Here is a 25,607-nt window from a genome sequence, read left to right on the forward strand (position 1 = left end):
ACTTTTTTCAATTTTTTCAGCAGCTTGCAGAATCTTTATTCAAGTCTCTGCCCTGACTGCGGCGCAGATAATACGTATTCCCTATGGTCGAGTCAACGGTTTTTTTCGATAAAGTAGGTCAATTCGTTCCGTTTGACTGAATAATCGCCACAATGCTGCAATATAAATCAAATAGACTACCAGAGCAGCATTTTCACTGAGAAACAGATGTATAAGCTTTACTTTTTATGCGCCTCGAACAGTACCGATTCAATCGCTACTAGCCTCAGGTTCTTTCTTTTTCTTAAATTTAGCCAGTAAACCCGCCAGAAATCCCGGTTTCTTTTCAACGGGTTCTGCAGTCTCCGAAGTTTGTTCGTCTTTAATGGCCAACTTCTTCGCCGCGCGTTTTCGTCGCCAGATGATAATAATCACCACAATCGCGCCAATTAAAATGATACCGCCGTTGACTGCGCCGATGAGCAAATAAAGTGTCGCATCATCCATCCCCTGCTCTTCAGGTGGAATTACTGGCATTTCGGGCGCGTTCATTTTATCCATCAGCTGCGCTTCGAGATCGACAGGCGCATCGCTGCCGTCGCCTTCCTCGGCACTGTCTGGTGCTTCTCCACGAAAAGTATACTCAGGCACATCAAGGATCACGTCTCTGCCATCTACCGTAGTGGCGTAGGCAGTAATTTTCACTCTGAACAAGCCCTCACCGTACGCTAAAATGCGATGTAGCCTGGGTTCTGGGGATGGTTCGGTAATCGAGAAATTCTGCACGTCTCCATTAGGGAACCGCACTTTACCGTCTATTAATAACGACGCTATATCGATTTGGTCTCTTACCACATCTATATAAAGATCGTGATAACCCTGTTGGCCATCATTCAGCACTTCGCGCATGGTAACCGGGTTTTTATGTAACATGATGACCGGGTCAACTTGCTCCCGGGAAAACATAGGGGTGCTTACGGTGAATACAGGGCGCCACTCGCCCGCAGGAATAGCTAAGTTAAACTGACCAGTGAACACACCATCTTCCGGTGCCTCATCCATGCCTCGGCCATTGTCTTCGAAACGAGCAATCTGTTCGACGTTAGCACCGAAATTATCGTAATTCGGGTTATTCGTACTGCGCAATTCAATGGACACATCTACTACATCACGGAACTGCGAATAATCGATGGGTTTGCCACCATTGGTAAGATAGGCCGTTTGCTTAAGCACTTCTCCAGAGAATATGACCGCCGGCAACGGGTCGGCATGCAATTCTATTTCTGAAATCACCATCACGCGGCTTTCAGGCATTACCTGCCCCACCGCTTGCCATGGGCCGGGTACAGGATTTTTAATCTTTATCATGTCGAAGGTGTCATCATCGAACCATTCGACGTTATTCTTTTCAGCCTGACTGCTAAAAATTTTCGACCCATCAGGCCGCACGAGCACGACTGGGGCTGAGCCAAACTCACGGAAAAATATCAGCGTGACTTCATCGACTTCGTGGTCAATGCGAAAACGATTTTGAAGCAGAATGATGGAATTTTGGTAGTCGTCGCCCAGTGAGGTAAGCACGCTGGTATCGACGGGTTCAGCCACAGGCTGAGACTGCTGTGCCGCAGATAAAGGAATATAACAGGCTATCGCGGCAACGATAGCCAGGGAAATTGAAGTTATTAATTTTCGGAAGCTGGTCGCCACAAACACTTTCCACCGCTTTTTTGCACGATATCCAGACGTGCCTCATGTTGTTCTAATTCATCGGCGGAGGCACTGATAACCTTTAATTTATTTCCGTTTCGCTGCACTCTGCGAATAGCGCCGTCGTCACCACTGCCACTGTTTTGTCCCGCCAGATTCAATTTTGTCTGGCCGCCGGTCATTAACAGATAAACGTCAGCCAGGATCTCCGCATCGAGTAATGCGCCGTGAAGTTCACGGTGACTATTATCTATGCCATAACGACGACACAATGCATCGAGGTTGTTCTTCTGGCCAGGATGCATTTTTCTGGCAAGCAATAACGAATCAAGAACAGTACATATTTCAGCAGTTTTCACCGAACGCGTTGCCGGGTTCATGGCAAATTCATGATCCATAAAGCCCACGTCGAAAGCCGCGTTGTGAATAACTAACTGCCCACCACGGATAAAGTCGATAAAATCCTGTGCAACATCCGCAAACAAAGGCTTATCGGCGAGGAATTCGTTAGTGATACCGTGAACCTCAATCGCTTCCTGCTCAACAATGCGCTGCGGATTAATATAAACATGGAAATGATTACCGGTGAGCTTACGGTTTATCACCTCGACACAGCCTATTTCGATGATACGGTGCCCTTCTTTCGGCTCGATACCCGTGGTTTCCGTATCCAGAACAATCTGACGCATGTTTACAACACCTTGTTTTATTGCACAATTAAGAATGGTTAAAGGGATTTTCAGTTTTCGCTGGTAGAGCCCTTTTCACTTCTTTAGTATACCAAGCCAATCGCAGAGAAACACAATCTGAAGTAAAAAAGGCCTCACTATGGCAAAGAAAAAAATCGCTATCTTCACCGATGGATCTTGTCTCGGCAATCCCGGCCCCGGCGGATACGGCGCATTGCTGATTTATGGTAAGCACGAAAAGGAACTCAGCGAAGGGTTTAACATGACTACCAACAACCGTATGGAGTTGATGGCCCCATCGGTCGCGTTAGAATGTTTGACAGAACCCTGTCAGGTGGACATCACCACTGACAGTCAATATGTGAAAAACGGCATTAACCAGTGGATCAAAAACTGGCGCAAGAATGGCTGGCGCACCGCTGATAAGAAACCGGTTAAAAATGCCGACCTGTGGAAGCGTCTCGACGAAGCAGTGAAGAAGCACGATATCGACTGGCATTGGGTAAAAGGCCACTCCGGACATCCGGAAAATGAACGGGTTGATGATTTGGCCCGTGCCGCGGCGGAATCCCCTACGCGGGATGATGACGGCTTTAGCGGTTAATTAAAACGTGCTGCTCAAGTCCCCCTGATTGCAGCGTATATTCTGACACAGTTAGTTCAAAAAGAGATTCATATTGAAATCCGTTGAAGTATTTTTGGTGAATGCGTTCACTCACAATGGCCATGGTGGAAATCCTGCGGGTGTAGTTTTATCGGCAGCAAACCTGACTGACGAAGAAAAGCTATTTATCGCAAAGTCCGTTGGCTATTCTGAAACCGCCTTCGTGTCAGAGGATCCGGATACAGACTTCAGAGTATCCTTTTATACGACTACCGGCGAAGTGGATTTTTGCGGCCATGCAACGCTGGCCACATTTTCCACACTTTTTAGACAAGGTGTTGTAACCGCAGGGGTGTATAAACAGCACACTAATGCGGGATTGCTTCCAGTTACCGTTCACTCTGACGGTAGTATCATTATGGAGCAGGCTTTACCACAATATCTAGCCACTTTTACCCGTGAACAGATTTCACCGCTAATAGGTTTGTCCACTGACATTCTGGCCTCTACAGGTTTACCTATAGAGGTCGTGTCCACCGGCCTGCCGGATATCATTGTGCCTGTTCCAGTCGGCTACCTGGATAAAATCCGCTTAGACGATAAAGCAACCAGTGAATTCTGCAAACAGCATCAGGTCGTAGGTATTCATGCTTTCGAATTAAATAAACACAAGAATCTCAGCACTGCACGGTGCCGTAATTTCGCTCCATTATTTGCTATACCGGAAGAGTCTGCGACCGGTAGTGCCAGTGGTGCACTGGCTTGCTATCTTGTAAAACAATTTGGCAACCATAAACGCAATTTTGTCTTTGAACAGGGCCGCCTGATGGGCGCCACATCTCAGATAACCGCAGAACTTGAGTATAAGGATAATCAGATGGTTCGTGTGTTAGTTGGCGGGAAAGCAGGCGAGATCGGAGTGCGCCAGATTTATCTCTGACTATTCAAAATGACCTGGAACACAATACGTAACCTATTGGCAGTATTTTTTGAGTAGATATAAATGGGATCTTGACGATCCCATTTTTTATTTGTATCGCTTGTCAAACAACCCGAGCTCACTTATTCCAATAAAGCGTTTATTCAAATTAATGAGCACTTTTTACTTCACCAATTACATTCTTCAACTAGCAGCCTGACAAGCGCGTCGGCCGGCAGCGCCCTTTTCAGCGGAGCACCCTGACCAGAGACCAATAAGCCGCAAAATCAAAATTACCTTGCTTTGATGCCCCGCTGTGTAACTTTTTAGCGGCATCATATGCCAATGGAGGCTGCAGCAGCTAATGTTGGCGTTGACACACCCGCCATTGGAGCCTGAACAATAGGATACTGAATGCCTACATCGGTGCAAAACCTGTTCTGCTTATACATACACTTCCCGTTTATTTCTCATTGAATATTTTATTTTCCTTATACATCACTCCAGAGAAAGCGAATTAATTCGCTTTCTTTGTGCTTTTCAATTTGTTTTCTAAGCGCTGTACATTCTCAACAAAATAATCGTAGTAAGGAATATCTTCTGTAGCGACAGCCAACGCTTTTTTCGCGTACGTCAGCGCTTCCCTGAGTTTGTTTTGTCCTTCATAGCCATACGCAACACCGGCAATTGCATCAGGGTTTTCAGGATGATGAGACATATTATGCTTATACAGCATCATGGCTAAATGGGGCTTTTTCTGCCAGTCAAAGTAGTAACCCAATTCGCGAACCACATTTTCTGGTGGCGTTGAGTCTATACCCCATTGTTCACCTAACCGCCGATAGTAATCGTCGATCACTTGCATATTTGCAGTCACTTTCTCCCGGGGAAATGTTTTACTTAGGAAAAATGATTGATAAGCGTTAAAAATGCCAGCCGCCGATGTGAGCCCGTGAGAAACACCAGTATGTTCGTTTACGACTAAACTTAGATGGGGGTTTTCATGATTTGAAAACGCCGTTAAGAGCGCGTCGTAATACGGTCGCATTGGAAGCCCTTCATTCCCCATATTCATATAAACATAGGCAGATTCAGAAGGTTTAGTAGACAGCCACTTTTTGGTTCGTTCCACCATTGCCCCCGCATTCCACCAAACCGCAGGACTATAAGCGATATGCGCATTGAAAAGGCCCGGGCGCTGTTGCATGGCATACAAACTAAACACGCCAGCAGCTGATGCCCCGGCGATAATTCGGGTTGAATGTGTGCGATACCGTTTTTCCACATCGGGGATCAGTTCTTGCTCGATGAACGTAAGAAAATTTTTAGCCCCGCCGCCAATACCAACCGGGCCATTTCTGTCCTGATTAACTGTGGGATACATGTCGTGGAGTCTGTCGGTATTTTCAATCGCAACAATGATAACGCCGGGAGCGGCGTCAGCTTTTTGTAATCTGCCTAATACCTCTTTCATCAGAGGAATATTCTCAGCGCCGTCAAGCCGGTAAATTACGGGATAATTTTGCGATGTGGCGAAATAATCCTCTGGCAGTAAAACATGATATTGCCGCCGTTCGTCCAATACCTCTGAATCTATGTTCACCACTTCGTAATCATTTGCCAGACTTTGAAACGAAGACGCAAGCAATGCCGCAGTAAACAACCATTTGAAATACTTCATACTTATCCTTGTAATTTTTTCTTCTACCTTAACAGCTTATCAGTGCATGTTGTGTTTTTGTTTGCACATTATTTTTGTCACAGGTTACGTGATAGTCTTGCGATGAGTACGAATGTACTTAGTTCAAAGAAGTGTCTATTGTCACCCAAGCAGCACTGGGATAACGACGCACTGTAGATCTGTATGAAACGTATAAAAGGAGCTTTAGCACAATGAAAAGGAAGTTTGTCTTAGCAATATTTCTTATCTTCTCTTTATAGCAGGCAGCTCACGCAAATATAGATTATATCGCCACCACTATCACTCAGCCTGCACCGGCAAATACACCCTACTTTGCGCCTCTTCCAAAGGCACATCCGGGTAAAAGCGCAGTCGCTCTAAGAATGGTGGGAATTGTTCGAAGTCCCAGTCATAGCCCCCTTCGCCAATAACCTGTTCAATACGCCGCTGTAACTTGCCGTCGCTGCCAGTTTCTATCCAGCTTAAACAATGCAAAGCTGGAATGTGGGCTTCAGATACGCCCTGCTTATTTGGCGCTATGCCTTTGTCGTGCTCAGCAGCAATACCGAAGGTAAAGGCCTCAAGTTCAGTAGTGCTAGGATCTGAATAAAAGATGTTAAACGTTCGGCTTTGAGAAGGCGGTAAGCCATTCAACTTTCGCCATTGAATAAAGGCACCAACGGAAGCCATCAGCGTTTGTGGTGACCCCATATGAAGAAGCTGTGCCAACTTAACACCTTCAAACTGAACTAACGCCGGTGCCGACGTATCCGTAGCGGTATTATCTGGAGTCTCACTGTCCAGCAACCTTACCGCATTGGCGAGCTGTGTTATGCGCTCAAGGTCCGGAGAATGCCGGAATTCGCTGGGTGTCACGCCGGTCTGACGTTTGAAAGCCCTGCTGAAGCTCTCGCTGTTTTCATAGCCTGCCTCAAACCCAATATCAGTGACAGACATAGAATGGCGATAAGCGAGTTGCCAGGCGGCGCGATGTGTCCGAACCCTTCGCATAAGCGTTTGTAGGCTAATCCCGAAGGTCGTAGAAAACTGGCGGTGAAAATGATGCCGGGACAAACCAGCCACCGCCGCCAGTTCGTCCAAATTCGGCGTTATACCACTATTAGATTCCAGCCAGGCTATGACTTTTTCAAAAACGATTCTTGTATCAGCGCGCATTCTGTCTCATCAGGTCACGGGGTAAAAATGTTGCTGTAGTTTACCGGCTTCCCATCTACTGCGCCTGACCGTTTTTGCTGTTTGAGGGGATTCACCAAAACATACCTGTCAGGTGAATCTCGCATTCATTACCATTCAACAATGATTTTGCCGCGACTATCGTTGGCTTCAAGGCGGGCATGGGCAGTGGCGACCTCTTCAACCGGCAATACTGTATCGACATTTACTGTGAGCGTACCGTCGTCAAAACCCGGTAAGCCGTGTTCGCAGAAATCACGAATTAAACCAGCTTTGTAACTGTCACTGCGGTTTCTCAGTGTTGATCCCTGAATGCGGGCGCGTTTGCCCAACATCAATGCCATATCCAACTTGTCAGCAAAGCGACCAGCCAACATGGCTAGGTAAACAATGTGTCCGTCTTGCGCGAGTACTTTTAAATTGCGGTTCAGGTAATCCCCTGCCACAAAATCGAGCACAAAGTTCACGCCTTCGGGCCAGGTGTCTTTCAAGACGGCTGCGAAATCCTGCTCCTTGTAATTAATGGTAAGGTTAGCGCCCATTTCACGACACTGTGCTAGTTTATCTTCAGAAGACGCGGTGGTCGCTGTGGCAATGCCCTTCAGTTTGCAAAGCTGCAGTGCAGCTAGGCCAACACCGCTGGCACCGGCATGAATAAGGGCTTTATCTTGAGGTTGCAGGTTACCAATGGTGAATAATGCTTGCCAGGCGGTAAGAAACACCTCCGTGAGCCCTGCTGCGTATGTCAACGACATACTCTCTGGCACTGGCATTAGATGACGGGCATTTACCGCCACATATTCAGCATAGCCGCCGCCCGCGACCAAACCGCACACCTTATCGCCCACTTTCCAGTGAGTGACATCATCGGCAACGTCGGTTACTTCCCCGGACACTTCGAGCCCGAGAATGTCGCTTTCACCTGGTGGTGGCGGGTATTTTCCCTGGCGTTGTAAGGTGTCAGCACGGTTAACCCCAAACGCGTGCACTTTAACGAGTACCTGGCCACTGGCAACAACAGGGGGGGTTATTTCACTGATCTGCAAAGATTCAGGCCCCGCGCCCTTTTCGAAATCGATATATCGCATCGCTGTACTCCCTGGTTTGACGATCTGAATTCAAAGATACCTATGGTCGTCACAAATATTCGGTTCAAAAGTCGCGCCGGATAATGAGAAAAGCTATACTGCGCGCCACTTTCATCTAAGGGTTATCATAACAATGTCTGCCACCGTCGTCTTACAACCTCAACGTGATAAATCACTGCGCCGTCGTCATCCCTGGGTTTTTGCCAGCGCTGTCGCCACGGTAAACGGACGTTGCCGCAGCGGAGACACCGTTGATGTGGTAAGTGCAGAAGGTGACTGGTTGGGCCGTGGCGCCTGGTCACCTGAATCACAATTACGTGTACGCATGTGGACATTCAACAAAGATGAACCCGTAGACAACGGTTTTTTTGTTCGTCGTCTTACCACAGCCTTCACCCTTCGTGAGAATCTGGTGATCAGCGAAAACACCAACAGTTATCGCCTTATCGCTTCAGAATCCGACGGATTGCCTGGCGTGACTATAGACGTGTACAACACGGTGATTGTGGTGCAACTGTTGAGCGCCGGTGCTGATAAGCAACGAGACAAGATTGTGTGGGCTCTGAAAAAAGTGCTGCCGGGCAAAGACATTTTTGAACGCAGCGACGTGGATGTGCGTGCAAAAGAAGGGTTGAAACCCCTGGTGCAGACGCTTCATGGCGACCCGGAACCGGTGGTCACTATTCTCGAGAATGGTATTCAGATCCAGGTAGACATTCGCAACGGCCATAAAACCGGTTTTTACCTCGATCAGCGTGATGCCCGTGCCGCTGCCGGCCGCTACGCCAAAGATAAAGAGGTGCTGAACTGTTTCAGTTATACCGGTACATTCTCGTGCTATGCGCTACAAGGCGGCGCGAAACATGTCACCAATGTGGATGTGTCTGATCCGGCACTCGCTCTTGCAGCCAAACACCTTGAAATCAATGAGCTTGACAGTGCGCGTTGCGACATGGTGAACGGTGATGTGTTTCAGGTTCTGCGCAAGTATCACGAAGAACAGCGCCAGTTTGATATGGTGATCCTCGACCCACCCAAATTTGTCGACAGCAAAGCGTCGCTGGGTCGCGCATCACGTGGCTACAAAGACATTAACATGTACGGAATGCACGCGGTGAAATCAGGCGGATTACTGCTGACATTCAGTTGTTCGGGCCTGATGCCAGCCGATTTATTTCAGAAGATTGTGGCCGATGCCGCGCTGGATGCCGGCAAGACAATTAAGATAGTTGAACGCCTGACGCAGGCAAAAGACCACCCGGTGATAGGAACGTATCCGGAAGGCTACTACCTAAAAGGGTTGGTATGCGAAGTAACTGATCTGTGATCAGTTACTTCATTTCTGAGATTTCCACACCGATAATACAGCTTTCTTCGGTTTCCGGAACACAGCGAACCACGGTTGCCAGTGCGGATAACGATGGAATTTGCGAGCTGTTAGAGTCTATAGATACATTTACCTGTGTACCCACCTCTATAGACGGCTCTTCTACTTCCAAAGACATTCCAGTCGCGCTGATGTCTTTACATACAGCTTGGTGAGTCCGGCTCGATTCTTCATCGTTGATTTGAACCTGACAGGGTGAATTCACCATCATTCTGAAAAAATTTCTTTTATCGTCGTATCCCAACACGTTTACTTCTCCCAACCTCAGTTACAACTTAATAAAGTACCCATCTCTTATAGGACGGGACCCTGCTTATGTCAACTTAGTTTACCCGCTAATAGCGCAAAGTTTGATATGCGAAAGAATATGATGGTATATCCCTCACCCCTTTAAATTAAAGGTGCGATAGCACTCTTACTTTATTACTAGAAATTCTCCAATGCATTCAATACCCGTTTGGCTGAAACGGGATAAGCCGTTCCTAGCTGTTGAGCAAACAATGACACTCTGAGTTCTTCAATCATCCAGCGAATTTCAGCCAATTCTGCAGGCACTTTATCCGCCGGGAATTTATTGCACGCTTTTTTATACGCCGCTTCTGCCTTCTCAACGGTATGCTGATGCATGCGATCTTTATTCGGATCGATAGGCAGCTTCTCAAGACGACGGGCGAGCCCCTTGATATAACGGTTCCAGTCGCTCAGTCGTTGTCTTCCAAGACCGGTAACGAATCCAGGGTAAACCAGTGTGCCAAGATGCTGTTTTACATCGCCCAATGCGCTAACCATGTTCAGCGGCACGTTTCCTTTCATTTGTTTCTGACACTGGTGTGCCAAGGTGAGGCCTTCCTCGACTTGTTTCGCGATATCCAGCACCACGTCGTTAATTTCTGCACGCACAACATCCAAACAGGCTTTAAACGTGTCTGCGTCACGAACCTCAGAGTTGTGTTCTTGCATAAAGCGGCGAGTTAAGTCATCGATTCCAGCCAAAATACAATCATCAATCAGGGCTTTAATCTGACCAAACGGATTAAAGTACAATCCCAACTTGGCTTTATTCGGTAACTTACTTTGCAAATAACTCAGCGGCGATGGCATTGCATTTCGAATCAGTACGTTGACACCACGTCGATGTTCAGCACGGGCTTTGTCAGCTTCATCCACCAGCACGATGTCAACTTTATCACCTTGTGGTACCAGAGCAGGAAATGCTTGCACCTCAAAGCCGCCCATCTTTTGGGTGAAGGTGGCTGGCAGTTTATCAAAGTCCCATTCTTGTAAGCCTTTACGCTCAAGTTCTGGTGTCGCTGCTTTTTCAAAGGTCGCTTTAACCTGCCCCTGACATTGCTTTTTCAGCGCTTCGAGGTCGTCACCTTGCTCAATCACTGCGCCTTTGCCATTGACTACGGCAAAATGCATTTTCAGGTGACGTTCCAACTGATCGGTTTGCCACTCCTCTTCCTCTATTGTGACACCTGTCATTCGGCGAAGTTTGTCAGATAGCGCCTGCAATATCGGTACAGGTTGCCCTTGCTTATCAAACTGATTGATATCTTCCAGACAAGCGTCAGCATAGTTGGGGGCCGGCACAAAATTCTTGCGTAAGCGTTTTGGTAGGCCGCGAATAAGGCTCACGATAAGTTCATGACGCAAACCCGGTACCAGCCAGTCGAAGCCTTTTTCACTCACCTGATTCAGAATCGGTAATGGAATTGTAACGGTAACCCCATCGTCTTTGGCGTTTGGCTCGAAATGATAGCGTAAGGGTAAGGTAATGGTGCCTTGCTTCCACACATCCGGAAACGCATTGGCAGTAGCTTGACCTGGCTGCTGGCGATACACGTCGTCTTCGGTAAACGCTAGTACCGACTTGTCCGGCTGCTTTTGCCACCATTTCCTAAATGCCGCTTCGTTGTTCACGTCAACCGGCAAGCGCATGGCATAGAAGTTAACCAGCAATTCTTCGTCTACCAGAATGTCACGGCGACGGGTTTTCTTTTCCAGCTCATCAACCTGCTCGAGCAGCGCTTGATTGTCCTGCAACACCTTGTCATTCAGCTTGGTGTCACCCTCAATCAGGGCGTGGCGGATGAATAAATCTTGCGACACATGGGCGTCGATTTTGCTGTACACCACTGAACGTTTCGGCACGATGGGTAGGCCAAACAGCGTCACTTTTTCAAACGCGATCACCGCACCTTGTTTTTTCGACCAGTGCGGCTCGGAATAGCTCGATTGCGTCACGTGTTTTGCTATCGGTTCTACCCAGGCAGGATCGATCTTCGCATTCATGCGAGCGAATAAACGGGACGTTTCCACCAGCTCTGCAGCCATGATCCACTTTGGCTGCGCTTTTGATAATCCCGAGCCCGGGAAAATCATGAATTTGGTATTGCGTGAGCCTAAATATTCCCGTTCTTTGTCTTTCATTCCAAGATGCGACAGCAAGCCACTGCATAGCGCCTGATGCACAGACTGGAAATCTGCTTCCTGTTTACTGATCCCAAGACCAATTTCGGCCACTGATTTTTTCAACTGGCTGACAATGTCTTGCCATTCACGCATGCGCAGGTAATTAATAAAATTCGTCTTACACCATTTACGCAATTGATTATTGGTCAGTACAGCCTGCTGGTCGCGGAACGCCTGCCACAGATTAAACAGACTGATAAAATCGGAATCTTTGTCGCGGTGTTCGTTATGCTTCTCATCGGCCTGCTGACGTTTCTCTTGTGGCCGCTCACGGGGATCTTGAATAGATAAACCGGCAGCGATAACCATCACTTCCCGCAGTGCATTGGTTCGTCCGGCTTCAATCACCATGCGGGCATAACGAGGGTCGATAGGTAAACGGGCAATATTACGACCCATTTGCGTGAGTTTCGGCTGCCCTTTGCTACGAGCTATGGCTTGAATTTCTTCCAGTAAACGGAAACCGTCGGTGATATTACGACTGTCTGGCGGCTGTACAAACGGGAACGCGCCGATGTCACCTAAGCCCAGTGCCAGCATCTGAAGAATAACCGACGCCAGATTAGTACGTAGAATTTCCGGATCGGTAAATTCCGGTCTGCCAAGGTAATCGTCCTCGCTGTATAAGCGAATACAAATACCATTAGAAACACGGCCACATCGTCCGGCCCGCTGGTTCGCGGAGGCCTGGGAAATCGGCTCAATGGGAAGGCGCTGTACTTTGCTTCTGGCACTGTAGCGAGAAATCCGCGCGGTACCCGGATCAATAACATACTTAATACCCGGAACGGTGAGCGAGGTTTCGGCCACGTTGGTGGCAAGTACAATACGCTGGCCACTGTGAGACTGAAAAATACGGTTCTGTTCAGCTGCCGACAAACGGGCATAAAGCGGCACGATTTCCGTATTACGGTATTTTTGTTTTTCCAATGCGTCCTGGGTATCGCGGATATCACGCTCACCACTTAAAAACACCAGGATGTCGCCGGGGGCTTCATTGCGTAGTTCATCTACGGCAGCGACAATGGCTTCAGTTTGATCAGCATCATCGTTACGATCTTCGGGATCGTGATAGCGAATTTCTACCGGATAGGTCCGACCGCTCACTTCCACAATGGGCGCATCGTTAAAGTGTCGGCTGAACCGTTCTGGGTCGATGGTCGCCGAGGTGATAATAAGCTTCAGCTCCGGACGCTTGTCGAGAAGCTGTCGCAGATAACCCAGCAAAAAGTCGATGTTCAAACTACGTTCGTGGGCTTCATCGATAATGATGGTGTCGTACTGATTAAGGAAGCGGTCCTGCTGCATTTCAGCCAGTAGCATACCGTCAGTCATCAGTTTCACGTAGCTGGCATCGCTGACCTGATCGGAAAAGCGAATTTTAAAACCGACTTTGTCACCCAGCGGCGTTTTCAGTTCTTCCGCAATACGGCTAGCCACGCTGCGGGCCGCCAGTCGTCGTGGTTGGGTGTGGGCAATCATGCCGTTTACGCCCCGCCCTAATTCGAGACAAATCTTCGGCAACTGAGTGGTTTTACCTGAACCGGTCTCACCGGCAACAATCACAACCTGATGGGCTTCGATAGCGGCTTTGATGTCGTCTTTTTTATCGCTCACCGGCAGCGGCGGATACTCAATCTCTGGCAGGTTATCTGCCCGCCACTGACGACGTGTTTTCGAATCTTCAATGCGCTGAGTCACATCAGCAACAGCTTCACCCGCTTTGGGCGACTTTTCTTTAATCAGTGAAGACACTTTTTGCAGTCGACGACGCAGAGGGAAGCGGTCGGCCAGCATACAGTGTGATAATTCATTAAACAGCGAAGAAACTGACGGTGCGGCAGGTTCTGAAGACAAGACACTTTCCTTACAACAAGACTAATCAGTAATTTTGGTCGTTCCGGATAATTACGACAAAAAAGACAAATAGTTTATCACAATGTCACACCGCATAAAGACGCATGTCGTAAAACACTGTGTCGTTATCATTCGGCCTGAAAGACACGGCACGCTGCGTTTAGTGACCTCTGAGTTCGCTAGGAGTACGACCGGTCCAGCGTTTTACAGCCCGGCGAAAATTGGTTAGGTCGGAAATGGCCATGTTCAGCGCGCTTTGCTCGTTAGTTAATCGGCAAATGCGCAGTAAAAATACCGCCTGTTCACGGCGCACTTCGTCGTTGAGTGCAGAAAAGGTGGTATTACATTCTTTAAGTTTACGTTTTAGCGTGGCGGGGCTTATATCAAGGGCTTGAGCCACGTCCAGCGCAGCAATCTGAGGGTTACGCGTAACTAGATTTCTAATAATTTGCGGTAACAAGCCCCCTACTTTTCGCGTTTTTGCGAAATGGTGAACCGAAGCCATAAGCAAAAAGCTGTCGGCCCTGGAAAACGGTTCAACCAATGCGTTTTCAGGAACAGTCACACTAAAACAAGGTGAATCGAAATGTAACTTTCGGCCCAGATACATTTCGAATTCTGCGATGTGTCTGGGGCGGCTGAAAGGGAAATGGAAGGTTAGCGGTAACCGGTGACCACACCACAGTTTACTGAGTGAGACCATGGCTGAACAAACAATCATCGATGCAATACCAAACGCTTTGTGATGGCCAGCGGCATCTCTAAACGTGAACAATCTGGCACTGCCCTGACGATACTCCCCAAATGATACCAGTGGGCATACCTGATTAACAAAGGCCGACAGTAGCCGTAAAGCCTGATTTAAATCGCGGCTGTAACCCAGGGCATTCAAAAACCCTTTGTTGTGTGACGTTGCCAACGCTTGTCCAATAACAAACCCTAGCTCTCTTGCACCGCTCAGTTTTTCCGCATTAACCAGTAATGCGGCCAATTGCAGCGCCGACACCTTTCCGTTATCCCGGATGTCTGCTTCAAATATCCCTGTACCGCGCAATAATTTATGTTCAGCCACGCCCCGGGAGCGACAAATATCGACCACGACCTGGCATAGCGGCTGCGCAGGAATATACCGTGTGTCCTGAGCTATCACCCTGTTAGACATCATTAATTGCCATTTACTCATGCAGCGTGGAAGTCCCGGCTGTTGAGTCGGCTTTGCAGTATACACAGTAGATTATCGGCATTAGTGCCATCGTTAATATTCAACACTGACACCCGGGCAGACTGGAACAATGCCGTGGTATTTGCCCCGCATTTAAACGCGAGATGACGTATGGATACCTGAATATCACTCGCTAATCTTGTTGCGGATTCACAGGATAGTTCCGGCATTAGGAACACAAATCTGTCACCGGCAAAACGGCACACGAGATCCGATGCTCTGACATGCATTATTAGTAAGCGGGCTATGTCTTGTAAGAAACGATCACCTTCCTGGTAACCGTGATTTTCGTTGAACGACGAGAATCTATTAATATCCAGCATCATCACACAGCCGCTAAGCTGATGAGATTTGGCATCGTTCACCCGCGCCCGCCAATAGTCGGCCTGATAAAGCTGCGTCACCGGATCGATTTGCTCGTGATTCCGATACGACCACTCTCTGCGCTCAAGCTGGCGATTCAGCGCCTTTTGTTCCTTATGCCAGCCTATGAGTGCCGCCGACATCACCACCATGCCAAAAGCAGCTGGCATGGATTCAAGCATACTCAACCATTCATGGGCAGCCGAGTAGCTCATACTCTCATCGAGAAAATCGAGTAATGCGGTAAACGCAAAGCAATTGAGTCCTGCCACTAACAAGGTGGTTACCCTGCCCGGCGGACGACTGATGATCGCGGCGACGATCCAGGTTAAAGCGAACAACAATACGCAGCCTTCGCCAAGTACATCAAACCAATCGATTTCTGCTGCAGGACGCAATACACCGTGGGATAAACTTAAGTACACAGCAATGCTCTGCGCGCCTACACTGGCACCAATCAGATGACTCTGTCGGTAACGATATACAGGATTCATAATACCTCGATTAATACAACCATCAAACTGGCTGTCATGGTGACTTGATTCGATTTAGCAGACTTAATATCTTGCCAGCCTGACAAAGAACAGGGTCATATTGGCTCATGAATGTGACAATCCCATGATAACTTTCTCGCCTAAACCGTGAATTTTCCTAAAAAGCGCTATGACATCAGCATGTTAGCGAAGGGTCATTTAGGCTCACGCTTTTATCGAAACATCAGAATTTTATTAAAAACAGTGATTTATGACAGTCTCTGTCACGTTTCAGTCACAAATTTGTCATCAATAGTTTTTAGCGTAGCAGCCAGCATTTTGACTCAACAATAAATTTCTTTGCAGGAACGCACACATGCCACGTCTTTCGAAACTGACTCAACATTGCCTTGCAGCACTCAGCTTAAGCACTTTTGCACTTACTGCTAATGCCGGTGAAATTGCCGGCCAGCTGACCAATAATGACAACAGCCGGGTTTTCGCCGGCGCTCAGGTGAAAATCCAAGAACTGAATCTCACTACGGAATCTCGCCGCGATGGCACGTTTCGTTTTACTGCACTCCCGGCAGGAACCTATACGCTTCATATCAGCTACCTGGGCGCTCAGCCGGTAACAGAAGTGGTTTCGGTAACTGAAGACGGTGTTGTCACTCCGGTCATTTCATTGTCTGACAACGGCAAAGCCATTGCTGATATTCTGGTGAAGGGTCAACGCAGCGGCCAGGCCAGCGCCATTAACCGTCAGCGCGTATCAGATAGGATCTCTTCGGTTGTTTCTGCCGATGCCATTGGACAATTTCCCGATCAAAACGCCGCAGAAGCCTTACAGCGCCTACCTGGCCTTTCCATCGAGCGAGACCAGGGCGAAGGCCGGTTTGTTGGCATTCGCGGTATCGATCCTAACCTCAACAACGTGACCATCAACGGCCTGAACATCCCTTCTCCGGAGTCTGGTGTACGTTCTGTCGCCCTCGATGTTATTCCTTCCGAACTGATTCAAACCCTGGAAGTGTCTAAATCTGTTACACCAGACATGGATGCCGATGCGATTGGTGGTTCCGTTGAAGTAAAAAGTGTCAGCGCATTTGATTATCAGCAAGACACCGCAAAACTGACCCTGCAGGCCAGCCACAATGAGCTGGTAGATGAAACAAGTCCTAAGGTTTCTGGCAGCTACACACATCGTTTCAACGAGTCGTTTGGTGTTGCTGCTGCGTTGTCCTGGTTTGAGCGCGACTTTGGCTCAGATAATGTGGAAAGTAACGGTGACGACGAAGTAGAACAACGTGATTATCAAATCACCCGGGAACGTCTGGGCGCAGCGGTTAACTTTGATTTCCGTCCAGACTTCAACAATCAATACTTCCTGCGCACGCTGTACAGCGAATTCTCTGATGACGAATTCCGTCAGGCTAACGTTTTCACTTTCGACGGCGAAGACTCTGAAATCGAGCGTGAGAGTAAAGACCGTAAAGAAACCCAAACCATTCTTACTATCGCCGCAGGTGGTGAGCACCAGTTGGACAACTGGGATATTAACTGGCAGTTGGGTTATGCAAAATCTGACGAAGATGAGCCAGGCGGCGTTTACTATGTGTTTAAGCAAGACAACAGCAGTATTTCAGCCGATCTCGACACCATGAAGCCCCAGGTTCAGCAAAATGCTGAAGCCATGGACTTGTCACTCTACGACCTAGACGAAATCAGTTATGAAGATAATTACACCAAAGATGTTGAGAAAAGCGCCAAAATTGACTTCATTCGTTCCGTGCAATTGGGTGACTACGCGGGTGAATTTAAGTTTGGTAGTAAGTACCGTTCCCGGGAAAAAGATCGCGACAGTGGCATCTATATTTATGACGGCGATTTTGAAGGCATCACCGGAGAGGCTTTCGCAGCCGCGCAGCCAGACTGGAACATTGGCAACTTTGGCGATGGCCTGAACCGCGGAGCCCTGCGCAGCAACTTTGAGGCTAACCGCAAAGCACTGGAACTGGCCGAGTTAGACTCGGAAGTTGAATCCAATGGTGCGTCTTACGTGAATAAAGAGGACATTTTTGCCGCCTACGCCATGTTAACCGCCGACATTGACGCACTACGTGTTGTCGCCGGTTTGCGCTACGAAAAAACCGACTTCAGCACCAACGGCATGCGTGTAGAGCTGGTAGAAAACGAACAGACCGACGTTGAAGAAGTCATTAACACACCGTGGAATTCAGATCGTGATTACGATTACTGGCTACCCAGTGTAAACCTGCGCTACGACTTGAATGACAAAGTGGTTTTGCGTGGTGCTTATACACAAACCATTGCCCGCCCAAAATTTGAGGACGTGGCCGCTTTCCAAATTATCGAAACCAAAACAGAAGAAGACGGCGACAGCTTCGTGACAGTTCGTGAAGCTGAAGTGGGTAATCCTGAATTACAGCCATACGAATCAGATAACTTTGATTTATCAGTAGAATATTACCCTGGCGCTATCGGTGTGGTATCTGCCGGATATTTCTACAAAGATATCGACAATTTTGTGGTTTATGCCGACGTTGCCGGTACCGAAGGTTGGGAAGGTTATGATGAAGTCATACAGCCGTTGAATGGCGAATCTGCCAGTCTGCATGGTTTGGAATTATCATGGGTAAAAGCCTTCGATAACGGCTTTTTAGTATCTGCTAACGGCACCTTCTCAAATTCCGATGCGACCACGCTGGTTGACGGTGAGCGCTTTGAAACCAGTTTACCTAATCAGTCTGACCGTATTGGCAATCTCACGTTAGGTTATGAAAATAATCTGGTGAGTCTGCGTTTAACCATGACGTACAAGAGCGAGAACTTTGAGGAAATTGATGGCGATATGCTGCGCATGGAAGACGATCATCACCAACTCGATTTTTCCGGCAAGTACTATATCAACGACGATATGATGTTGTATCTCAATGGTGTGAACCTCACTGATGAGCCATATTACAACTATTTCGACCAGCGTAACCGCAATGCACAGTATGAAGAGTACGGCCGCACTTTTGAAATTGGCTTTACCTGGCAGATGTAAAACGCCGGCAGATGCGGCCGCTGGTCGCATCTGATCTCTCATAGATTTATCGTTTTCTCATAACATTAACCGAGACTTCCAGTGAAAAATACCTTCTTCCCCCTTTCCTTTTTATTCTCCAGTTTGCTCCTCGCACCTTGTAAAGTAATGGCTGACGATGTGTTCGCAATCGCAGAGCCTCAGGCGTTTTCTGTAAATGGTGCTCAGCTCACCCCGCTAGCAATGAATGAAAAGCTTTTCTACCTGGTGACCAGCGAAACCGAAGGTTTAATCCTTACCAATGAAAAAGAACAGCCTGTTGCGACCCTGGCCGGTCACTTCGCTCAGTCCGATGTGCTCGTCACCGACAGCGGCTTTATCGTTGCAGCACTCAACAACGATACCTATGGTGTTGAATTGTTCCGTTATACATTCGCCAATCATGCATTTTCCCCGCTCACCACGGTAAATGCAGGCTCCGCAGATTTGGAAGCCGTCTGCCTGTCATCGGTAAACGACAAACTTAATTTGATCACGGGTGATGCCCTCGGCCGCATGCAGCAGTTCTGGCTTGAACACGACAAAAACATTGCCATGCGTACAGTAAACGTGGGGACCGGGCTGAAAAACTGTCAAATCGACTCGATGAATGGAAAGGTATTGCTAGCAGATGAAAACGTGGGCTTGTGGCAGTATGACAATTCAGTAGAAGCCGGTGATGGCCGTGATCTGATTACTTTACCCGATATGGCGGGCATAGAAGGCGTTGGCGTTTATAACGGCCTAACAATGCTGGTATCACCAGATATCAACGCCGTTGGCGTATTGAACGACTCAACCATTAACTGGACCACCACCAACGGCGATCACAAATGGGAAACCATCCGGTTTACGGCATACAACGATAACGCAATTATAGGTCTGTACGACGATAAAACGGAATCCCTTTATACCGTGCGCTTCGCCCTGCCCGCCGAGGCGGAACCCAAAGTTTCCACAAGCGCGAGAGTCGACACCTACCTTACAGCCTTCGCGCAAACCGATACCGTTGCACGATTTGGCGATGCTGCTGATGATCCGGCTATCTGGTATTTGACCGATTCGCCGGAGAAGTCCGTCATATTGGGTACCGATAAAAAAGGCGGGTTGGACTTGTTTGATTTATCCGGCAAACGTTTACAGCATTTGCCTGTTGGCAGGGTGAACAATGTGGATGTGCGTACCCATTGGCAATCGGAGCAAGGCACGTTCGACATCGCCGCTGCATCAAACCGCACTAGCCGTACCGTTGATATTTTTTTACTCGATGCTGATACCCGCACGGCAAGCACCGCGAGTAAGCTAAAATCTAATTTGAATGATTTGTATGGCCTATGTATGTATCACAGTGACAAAGGTGAACTGGACGTACTGGTTAACGATACCGACGGTCACGTTGAACGCCACCGTTTAACGATGCAAAACGATAGCATCACCAGCCGAATTATTGATACCTTTACCGTGCCTTCACAGCCTGAAGGTTGTGTGGCTGATGACGAAACTGGCATGCTGTATTACGGCGAAGAAGATAAGGCGGTGTGGATACGTGATCTAAATAATATCGACGCCACACCGCGCATACTCGCTCGCGTTGGCGGACCTATCCAAGATGATATCGAAGGCATGTCGTTGTTCGATGTAGATGGCGAGCGCTATCTCATCATTTCGAGCCAGGGTAATCATCGCTATGGCGTGTTCAGTACCAAAGACCATCGCTTGTTGGGCACGTTTGCGATTGCTGCAGACACAGATGCGGGAATAGACGGCGTGTCTGAAACCGATGGGCTGGAAAGTTTGTCAGTATCTTTTGGAGAAAGCTTACCGGAAGGTCTGCTGGTGGTGCAGGATGGCCATAACGTTATGCCTTCGCAACAGCAAAATTTTAAGCTAGTATCGGGCTATCAACTGGCCGAATTTATTCGCCAGTACCGCTAAATAAAGTGATTCTATTTAGAAAAACAAAGCCGGCTCGCAACTGCGATCCGGCATTTCTATTTAGCTGGCAATGCGGCTGTAACCCGATTCCAATTGCTTATCGATAGCCCGGAGGATGGCCGCACGGTTTATTACGCCTACCAGTACGCCATCTTCATCGATAACCGGAAACACCCGTGGTCGTTCGGCAATGAGGCGCTGGGCAACTTCAAGCACAGAATCCCAGGGTTTTACCGCGCTTATTGTGGTTTGCATGATGTCTTTCACCCGACAAACCTGTTCACGATAATAAGTCGATTCAATCATTTGTTTGAGACAATCCTGCTCAGACAAAAAACCGACAACCTGCCCTTTACTATCTTGAACGGCTCCCCCTGTTTGTTTGCTGGCCAGCAATGTCTCCACCGCGGCTGCTACCGTCATTTCTTCGGTTAAATTCACCGGATGATGGTTCATATAATCGCTTACTTGCAAAGATTCCATATTTAGCCTCCAGTCCGCCACATTAGCGCTTTCTTTCAGCCTAGACGCTGTTATCAGGTTATGCGAGTTGCCAGCCGCCAAATCTCACATTTTTTTTACAAGTCGGCCCATTCACCATAAATTCCAACAGAAAGCTTACCGTGCTTATCAATTTTGGCCCGATACATTCCCGCAGAATTAAACGGCGTCGCAATGTTACCCTCGTGGTCGATGGCGATAATGCCGCCGTCCCCGCCCACCGGTTTTAGTACATCAAAAATAACGGTATCAGACGCGTCTTTAAGACTCATATTCTGGTACTTCATACGCGAGCAAATATCTGCCGCCACGTGATAGCGGATAAAGTACTCACCGTGTCCCGTTGCAGACACCGCACAGCTGTCGTTATCTGCCCAGGTTCCGGCACCAATCACAGGCGAATCGCCGATGCGGCCGTAACGCTTGGCGGTCATTCCGCCGGTGCTAGTGCCGGCGATGAGGTTACCTTCGGCATCCAGTACCACTGCGCCAACCGTACCAAAACGTTCGTTGCCTTGCTGATCGCCGTATAACCCCGCATTTTCCATGCGCTGTTTTACTTTTTTCAACGACTCAAAACGGCGTTCCGTATCAAAAATGTGGTTATCCACCTGCTCTAAACCTTGCTCTTTGGCGAAGGTTTCGGCTCCTTTACCAGATAGCATCACATGTGGCGACTGATGCATAACGGCGGCTGCCGCTGCAATGGGACTACGAATGGTTTTCACACCCGCTACAGCGCCTGCATTTCGCGTACCGCCATGCATGAGCGACGCATCCAGTTCATGTTCACCTTTCCAGGTATACACCGCACCAATACCGGCATTAAAAAGCGGTGAGGTTTCCAGGATCTGAATGGCGGCGATTACGGCCTTTTCGCCCGGCTCGCCCTTTTCTAGAAGGGCATACCCGGTAGATGCCGCTTCTGCCAGCTTCGCTTTATAAGCTTGCTCAAGTTCCGGGGTAAAATTCTCTTTTAAAATAGTGCCTGCACCACCGTGAATAACAATGGCAACGGGCTTTTCGGCAGCTACGGCTGGGGTAAGTAAATTAGCGGCACCGAATAAAACGGCGGTTATGACTGCTTTCATGTGTGAATCCTTTATTATTGTTGAGTTATTAACCGAATTGGTGTGTCAGCCAGCCCCTTCGGCTAGCATGGTGAAAACGGCGCTGGTATAGTGCCTGCGCACAGTAATAACACAATGGACATGCATTACCAATGACACAAAACACGCCTTCCCTGCTATGGTACGATTTTGAAAGTTGGGGGGCCAACCCACTCAAAGACAGTCCTTGCCAGTTTGCCGCAATACGTACAGATATGGCACTGAATGTCGTTGGTAAACCCATCAATATCATGGCGCAAATCGCCAGCGATACGCTTCCGCATCCACAAGCCTGCCTGATCACCGGACTCACCCCCCAGCAATCACTTCGTGATGGCATGACAGAGGCTGAATTCGCACGCAAAATTGCCGAGCAGATGAGTCAGCCAAATACCTGTGTGGTGGGTTATAACAGTATCCGGTTTGATGATGAGATGACCCGCAGTCTGTTGTATCGCAATTTTTATGACCCCTATAGCCGTGAATGGCGAAATGGCAACTCCCGCTGGGATATTATCGATCTTGCCCGTGCGTGCTACGCCCTGCGACCTGATGGCATTACCTGGCCTACCCGGGAAGATGGCAGTCCGATATTTAAGCTTGAAGCCTTAACCAAAGCCAATGATCTCGAACATGGCCAGGCCCATGATGCGTTGTCTGACGTGAAAGCAACCATTGCGCTGGCTAAGCTTATTAAACAACACCAGCCGAAACTCTATGACTACGCGTTTAGTTTACGCAGTAAGCAAAACGTCATGAAACAAATTGACGTGACTCAACCATCGGTGGTGTTACATGTTTCTTCCAGGCTGCCTGCTTCACAGGGCTGTACCACCTGGGTCATGCCCGTAGCGATGCACCCAACCAATGCCAACGCGATTATTACGGTGGACTTGTCGCAGCCTGTCGATATGCTCCTTGAAGATGACGCAGAGACCTTGCGGGAAAAGCTGTACACGAGCGCAGAGGATCTTGGCGATACGCCCCGCCCCGGGCTCAAACTGATTCATATTAATCGCTCTCCGTTTGTTACCACGGCGAAAGCGATGACCGAAGAGAATGCCGCCCGTCTAGGCTTGAATCGTGAGCAGTGTTTGCAAAACTACAAAACCTTAGCCAACTATCCGGATCTGCAAGCGAAACTTTCCAGCGTTTACAATCAGCCTTATGAAGAAAGTGACGATGATGCAGACCATACGCTTTATAGTGGCGGTTTCCTCTCCGATGCAGACCGACGTTGGTGTGACGAAGTACGTGAAACACCACCTGAACTGCTTGATCGTTTGAGCGAGCAAACGCAAAACCCAACATTACGCACATTATTATTTCGCTATCGTGCGCGTAACTTCCCCTCAACCCTCACAGCCGATGAGCTTCATCGCTGGCAGGCCCATAGACAGTACCGTCTTACCGACAAAGATTCACCGGCCACAATTACCCTGGAGCCGTTTTTAATGGAACTGGAACAGCTGGCGCATGAGCATGAAAATGATCCCGATAAACAGGCGATTTTGCGTGCACTTTACACTTACGCGCAAAACCTTTGACGGAAACGCAAAAAAGCCGATAGAGTAAGCCTAAGGTCATGAATAAATGTAAAGACTTAGCGGCATGATGCCGATAGGTATGAAGCGCAGCAGTATTGTGGATAAAACATGAAAGGAATTGCTTTCAATTATAATAGCGACACGCAGTATGTTTCACTTATTTTGCTTCCTGGGGACATGGAAAAGGAGGCGGATATGGACTGGATCAAAAACGCATTGCAAGAAAATGGTTACGGTGATTTTTACCTGTCGCAAAAGGCGTTGAAATCTGCCTGTGATAAAGCGAATTTGTGTTTTAAAACCGGTGACAAAACGGAAGTGTCTGCTGAAATCGCCCAACTGCGCCATGCAGAAGTCGACTTCACCATTAGTGAAGATAACCTCTCTGCGACTTTGCGCCTTACCACACCCTATGGTGGCCGTATGCCTAACGCGATCACCATTCGCAATCTGGCTTATAAAAACCGTATCACCCGCGGTGTCGGCATGCGCCATATTAATAACCTGCTGAAAGCTGCTGAGCGTGCCGAACCCGGAAAAGTATTTGAAGAAATCATTGCCAAAGGATTGCCGCCGCGCACGGGTAAAGGTTGTCGGTTTATTCCGCTGGTGCCCAATGCTTTAGAACGTATCTTACGCCCTCAACTTGATGAGAACAGTAAATCGGATCTGCGAAATTTAGGCGACGTCATTTGCGTGAAAACAGGCACGCCTGTGCTAAGACGTACCCCCCCGACGCAAGGCCGCAAAGGTTTCGATGTTAGAGGCAACGTGCTCTATCCCAAACCCGGCGAATGGACAGATTTTAAAATGGGCACGGGTACCAAGGTGTGCGAAGAGGATGACAATATCCTGCTGGCAACTAAATCCGGTATGCCTAAATACAATGACCTGCGAATGAACATTGATGAGACCTTCATTTGTAATGGCGTGAATGTGGGCACGGGTCATGTTACCTACGATGGTGCGGTGCTGGTAAATGGTGACGTGGCAGAGAACATGCGTATTAAAGCCACCAAAGACATCACAATTAACGGCTTTGTCGAATCCGCGACTATCGAGGCTGGTGGCGATATCATTATTACCGAAGGTGCCATGGGTAAGGTGACATCCAACACCGATGGCTACGGCTGCGTGCTTATTGCTGGCGGTAGCATCCATGTTCAGCATGGTCAGGGTATTGAAATTAAAGCCGGTAAAAACCTGACTGTTGGTCGTCAGTTGGCCTACAGTAAAGTGCAAAGTGGCGGTTCTGTCACCGTGGGTAATATCCAGAAGCCCATGGGCAATTTGTTTGCCTGCGACATTACGTGTCAGGATAAAGTCGAAGCAGGCACCTTAGGGGCTATCTCGGGTAGCACCCTGAAAGTTGATTTTTCTGATGGCATGAGTGCCCTGCTTGAACGAAAAGAGTCAACAGAGGAATTGCTTCGACAACTCAGAGAAAACAATTCCCGCCATCGTGAAAAACTCAATGTGATTACCAATCGCATTTTACACAAAGGGTTAGAAAACAAAGTCAGCGAGGCAAAAAGTTTACTTACCAATGAAAATGCTTTACTCAATTGGTTAGAACAAAAGGCAGCAGAACTGGCTTCCATGAAAGAGGAATATCAGCGCCGCATTTGTTTGAAAGCGAATAAGCGGATATACGCCGGTGTATCGGCAAAATTAAACAACAGAAACTGGCGTTCAGAACGGGAATATGAACGCTGTCGTATTCGCTACGAAGGTCATAAATGGCACTACGAGCCTGACACCTCAGCCTGATAAAAGCTACCAGACCGAC

At 48.3% G+C, this 25,607-nt stretch carries 18 protein-coding genes; 7 read left to right on the forward strand and 11 right to left on the reverse strand.

Annotation, left to right across the window (positions count from 1 at the left end; translation table 11 throughout):
* Positions 1–249 precede the first annotated feature (249 nt).
* Positions 250–1,686 (reverse strand): TIGR03503 family protein, encoded by a 1,437-nt coding sequence (locus ACXAGX_RS14995; protein ID WP_474839280.1) that lies wholly within the window; start codon positions 1,684–1,686, stop codon positions 250–252.
* Entirely contained in the window at positions 1,662–2,375 is a 714-nt protein-coding gene (gene dnaQ, locus ACXAGX_RS15000) for a DNA polymerase III subunit epsilon (RefSeq protein ID WP_070123252.1), read from the reverse strand. Before dnaQ ends, ACXAGX_RS14995 begins: the two co-directional genes overlap by 25 nt.
* 139 nt (positions 2,376–2,514) lie before the next feature.
* On the opposite strand from dnaQ, the gene rnhA reads away from it, so the two are divergent.
* Together rnhA and ACXAGX_RS15010 are read left to right on the forward strand one after the other, a co-directional pair.
* Positions 2,515–2,979, forward strand: a complete 465-nt coding sequence (gene rnhA / locus ACXAGX_RS15005; RefSeq protein ID WP_070123253.1) for a ribonuclease HI — start codon at positions 2,515–2,517, stop codon at positions 2,977–2,979.
* A gap of 73 nt (positions 2,980–3,052) precedes the next feature.
* A complete protein-coding gene (locus ACXAGX_RS15010; protein ID WP_474839282.1) occupies positions 3,053–3,919 on the forward strand; it encodes a PhzF family phenazine biosynthesis protein in 867 nt (288 codons plus the stop codon).
* 496 nt (positions 3,920–4,415) lie between these two features.
* On the opposite strand, the gene ACXAGX_RS15015 is transcribed toward ACXAGX_RS15010, so the two are convergent.
* From ACXAGX_RS15015 to ACXAGX_RS15025, 3 genes are all read right to left on the reverse strand, one after another.
* Positions 4,416–5,579 carry an alpha/beta hydrolase-fold protein gene (locus tag ACXAGX_RS15015; RefSeq protein WP_474839284.1) on the reverse strand — a complete coding sequence of 388 codons (1,164 nt, stop codon included), beginning with the start codon at positions 5,577–5,579 and terminating at the stop codon, positions 4,416–4,418.
* A 300-nt stretch (positions 5,580–5,879) separates the two neighbouring features.
* Positions 5,880–6,755 (reverse strand): AraC family transcriptional regulator, encoded by an 876-nt coding sequence (locus ACXAGX_RS15020; RefSeq protein ID WP_474839286.1) that lies wholly within the window; start codon positions 6,753–6,755, stop codon positions 5,880–5,882.
* Positions 6,756–6,883: 128 nt separating this feature from the next.
* Positions 6,884–7,861 (reverse strand): NAD(P)H-quinone oxidoreductase, encoded by a 978-nt coding sequence (locus ACXAGX_RS15025; RefSeq protein WP_474839288.1) that lies wholly within the window; start codon positions 7,859–7,861, stop codon positions 6,884–6,886.
* Between the two features lie 133 nt (positions 7,862–7,994).
* Here ACXAGX_RS15025 and ACXAGX_RS15030 point away from each other — a divergent pair, with 133 nt between their 5' ends.
* Entirely contained in the window at positions 7,995–9,188 is a 1,194-nt protein-coding gene (locus ACXAGX_RS15030; RefSeq protein WP_474839290.1) for a class I SAM-dependent rRNA methyltransferase, read from the forward strand.
* Between the two features lie 4 nt (positions 9,189–9,192).
* On the opposite strand, the gene ACXAGX_RS15035 is transcribed toward ACXAGX_RS15030, so the two are convergent.
* The 4 genes from ACXAGX_RS15035 to ACXAGX_RS15050 all read right to left on the reverse strand — a co-directional run bounded on the left by ACXAGX_RS15035 (position 9,193) and on the right by ACXAGX_RS15050 (position 15,659).
* Entirely contained in the window at positions 9,193–9,495 is a 303-nt protein-coding gene (locus tag ACXAGX_RS15035; protein ID WP_070123261.1) for a PilZ domain-containing protein, read from the reverse strand.
* A 179-nt stretch (positions 9,496–9,674) separates the two neighbouring features.
* A complete protein-coding gene (hrpA, locus tag ACXAGX_RS15040; RefSeq protein WP_474839292.1) occupies positions 9,675–13,580 on the reverse strand; it encodes an ATP-dependent RNA helicase HrpA in 3,906 nt (1,301 codons plus the stop codon).
* 160 nt (positions 13,581–13,740) lie between these two features.
* On the reverse strand, positions 13,741–14,763 hold the full coding sequence (locus tag ACXAGX_RS15045; protein WP_474839293.1) for an AraC family transcriptional regulator ligand-binding domain-containing protein: 1,023 nt from the start codon (positions 14,761–14,763) through the stop codon (positions 13,741–13,743).
* Complete coding sequence (locus ACXAGX_RS15050) at positions 14,760–15,659, reverse strand: GGDEF domain-containing protein (protein WP_474839295.1); 900 nt, start codon at positions 15,657–15,659, stop codon at positions 14,760–14,762. The genes ACXAGX_RS15045 and ACXAGX_RS15050 overlap by 4 nt, the downstream gene beginning before the upstream one ends.
* 355 nt (positions 15,660–16,014) lie before the next feature.
* On the opposite strand from ACXAGX_RS15050, the gene ACXAGX_RS15055 reads away from it, so the two are divergent.
* Together ACXAGX_RS15055 and ACXAGX_RS15060 are read left to right on the forward strand one after the other, a co-directional pair.
* The gene (locus ACXAGX_RS15055) at positions 16,015–18,708 is read left to right on the forward strand and encodes a TonB-dependent receptor (protein WP_474839297.1); all 2,694 of its coding nucleotides are present in this window, start codon (positions 16,015–16,017) and stop codon (positions 18,706–18,708) included.
* An 81-nt stretch (positions 18,709–18,789) separates the two neighbouring features.
* The gene (locus ACXAGX_RS15060; protein ID WP_474839299.1) at positions 18,790–20,661 is read left to right on the forward strand and encodes a phytase; all 1,872 of its coding nucleotides are present in this window, start codon (positions 18,790–18,792) and stop codon (positions 20,659–20,661) included.
* A gap of 60 nt (positions 20,662–20,721) precedes the next feature.
* On the opposite strand, the gene ACXAGX_RS15065 is transcribed toward ACXAGX_RS15060, so the two are convergent.
* Together ACXAGX_RS15065 and ACXAGX_RS15070 are read right to left on the reverse strand one after the other, a co-directional pair.
* Entirely contained in the window at positions 20,722–21,144 is a 423-nt protein-coding gene (locus tag ACXAGX_RS15065; protein WP_474839301.1) for a CBS domain-containing protein, read from the reverse strand.
* Between the two features lie 95 nt (positions 21,145–21,239).
* Positions 21,240–22,253, reverse strand: coding sequence for an isoaspartyl peptidase/L-asparaginase family protein (locus ACXAGX_RS15070; RefSeq protein WP_474839303.1), 1,014 nt, complete (start codon positions 22,251–22,253; stop codon positions 21,240–21,242).
* A 131-nt stretch (positions 22,254–22,384) separates the two neighbouring features.
* On the opposite strand from ACXAGX_RS15070, the gene sbcB reads away from it, so the two are divergent.
* Both sbcB and ACXAGX_RS15080 read left to right on the forward strand, forming a co-directional pair.
* Positions 22,385–23,818, forward strand: coding sequence for an exodeoxyribonuclease I (gene sbcB, locus ACXAGX_RS15075; protein WP_474839305.1), 1,434 nt, complete (start codon positions 22,385–22,387; stop codon positions 23,816–23,818).
* A 195-nt stretch (positions 23,819–24,013) separates the two neighbouring features.
* Positions 24,014–25,588, forward strand: a complete 1,575-nt coding sequence (locus ACXAGX_RS15080) for a DUF342 domain-containing protein (RefSeq protein ID WP_474818365.1) — start codon at positions 24,014–24,016, stop codon at positions 25,586–25,588.
* Positions 25,589–25,607 lie beyond the last annotated feature (19 nt).

This window comes from Alteromonas sp. ABV4_515, from assembly GCF_056160345.1.

What these genes read in the sequence shown, in the direction of transcription:
- ACXAGX_RS15020 (WP_474839286.1), bottom strand. Translation starts at nt 6,755, where the DNA reads ATGCGCGCTGATACAAGAATCGTTTTTGAAAAAGTCATAGCCTGGCTG.
- ACXAGX_RS15050 (WP_474839295.1), bottom strand. Translation starts at nt 15,659, where the DNA reads ATGAATCCTGTATATCGTTACCGACAGAGTCATCTGATTGGTGCCAGT.
- ACXAGX_RS15055 (WP_474839297.1), top strand. Translation starts at nt 16,015, where the DNA reads ATGCCACGTCTTTCGAAACTGACTCAACATTGCCTTGCAGCACTCAGC.
- ACXAGX_RS15015 (WP_474839284.1), bottom strand. Translation starts at nt 5,579, where the DNA reads ATGAAGTATTTCAAATGGTTGTTTACTGCGGCATTGCTTGCGTCTTCG.
- ACXAGX_RS15070 (WP_474839303.1), bottom strand. Translation starts at nt 22,253, where the DNA reads ATGAAAGCAGTCATAACCGCCGTTTTATTCGGTGCCGCTAATTTACTT.
- ACXAGX_RS15045 (WP_474839293.1), bottom strand. Translation starts at nt 14,763, where the DNA reads ATGAGTAAATGGCAATTAATGATGTCTAACAGGGTGATAGCTCAGGAC.
- ACXAGX_RS15025 (WP_474839288.1), bottom strand. Translation starts at nt 7,861, where the DNA reads ATGCGATATATCGATTTCGAAAAGGGCGCGGGGCCTGAATCTTTGCAG.
- ACXAGX_RS15065 (WP_474839301.1), bottom strand. Translation starts at nt 21,144, where the DNA reads ATGGAATCTTTGCAAGTAAGCGATTATATGAACCATCATCCGGTGAAT.
- sbcB (WP_474839305.1), top strand. Translation starts at nt 22,385, where the DNA reads ATGACACAAAACACGCCTTCCCTGCTATGGTACGATTTTGAAAGTTGG.
- dnaQ (WP_070123252.1), bottom strand. Translation starts at nt 2,375, where the DNA reads ATGCGTCAGATTGTTCTGGATACGGAAACCACGGGTATCGAGCCGAAA.
- rnhA (WP_070123253.1), top strand. Translation starts at nt 2,515, where the DNA reads ATGGCAAAGAAAAAAATCGCTATCTTCACCGATGGATCTTGTCTCGGC.
- ACXAGX_RS15080 (WP_474818365.1), top strand. Translation starts at nt 24,014, where the DNA reads ATGGACTGGATCAAAAACGCATTGCAAGAAAATGGTTACGGTGATTTT.
- ACXAGX_RS15030 (WP_474839290.1), top strand. Translation starts at nt 7,995, where the DNA reads ATGTCTGCCACCGTCGTCTTACAACCTCAACGTGATAAATCACTGCGC.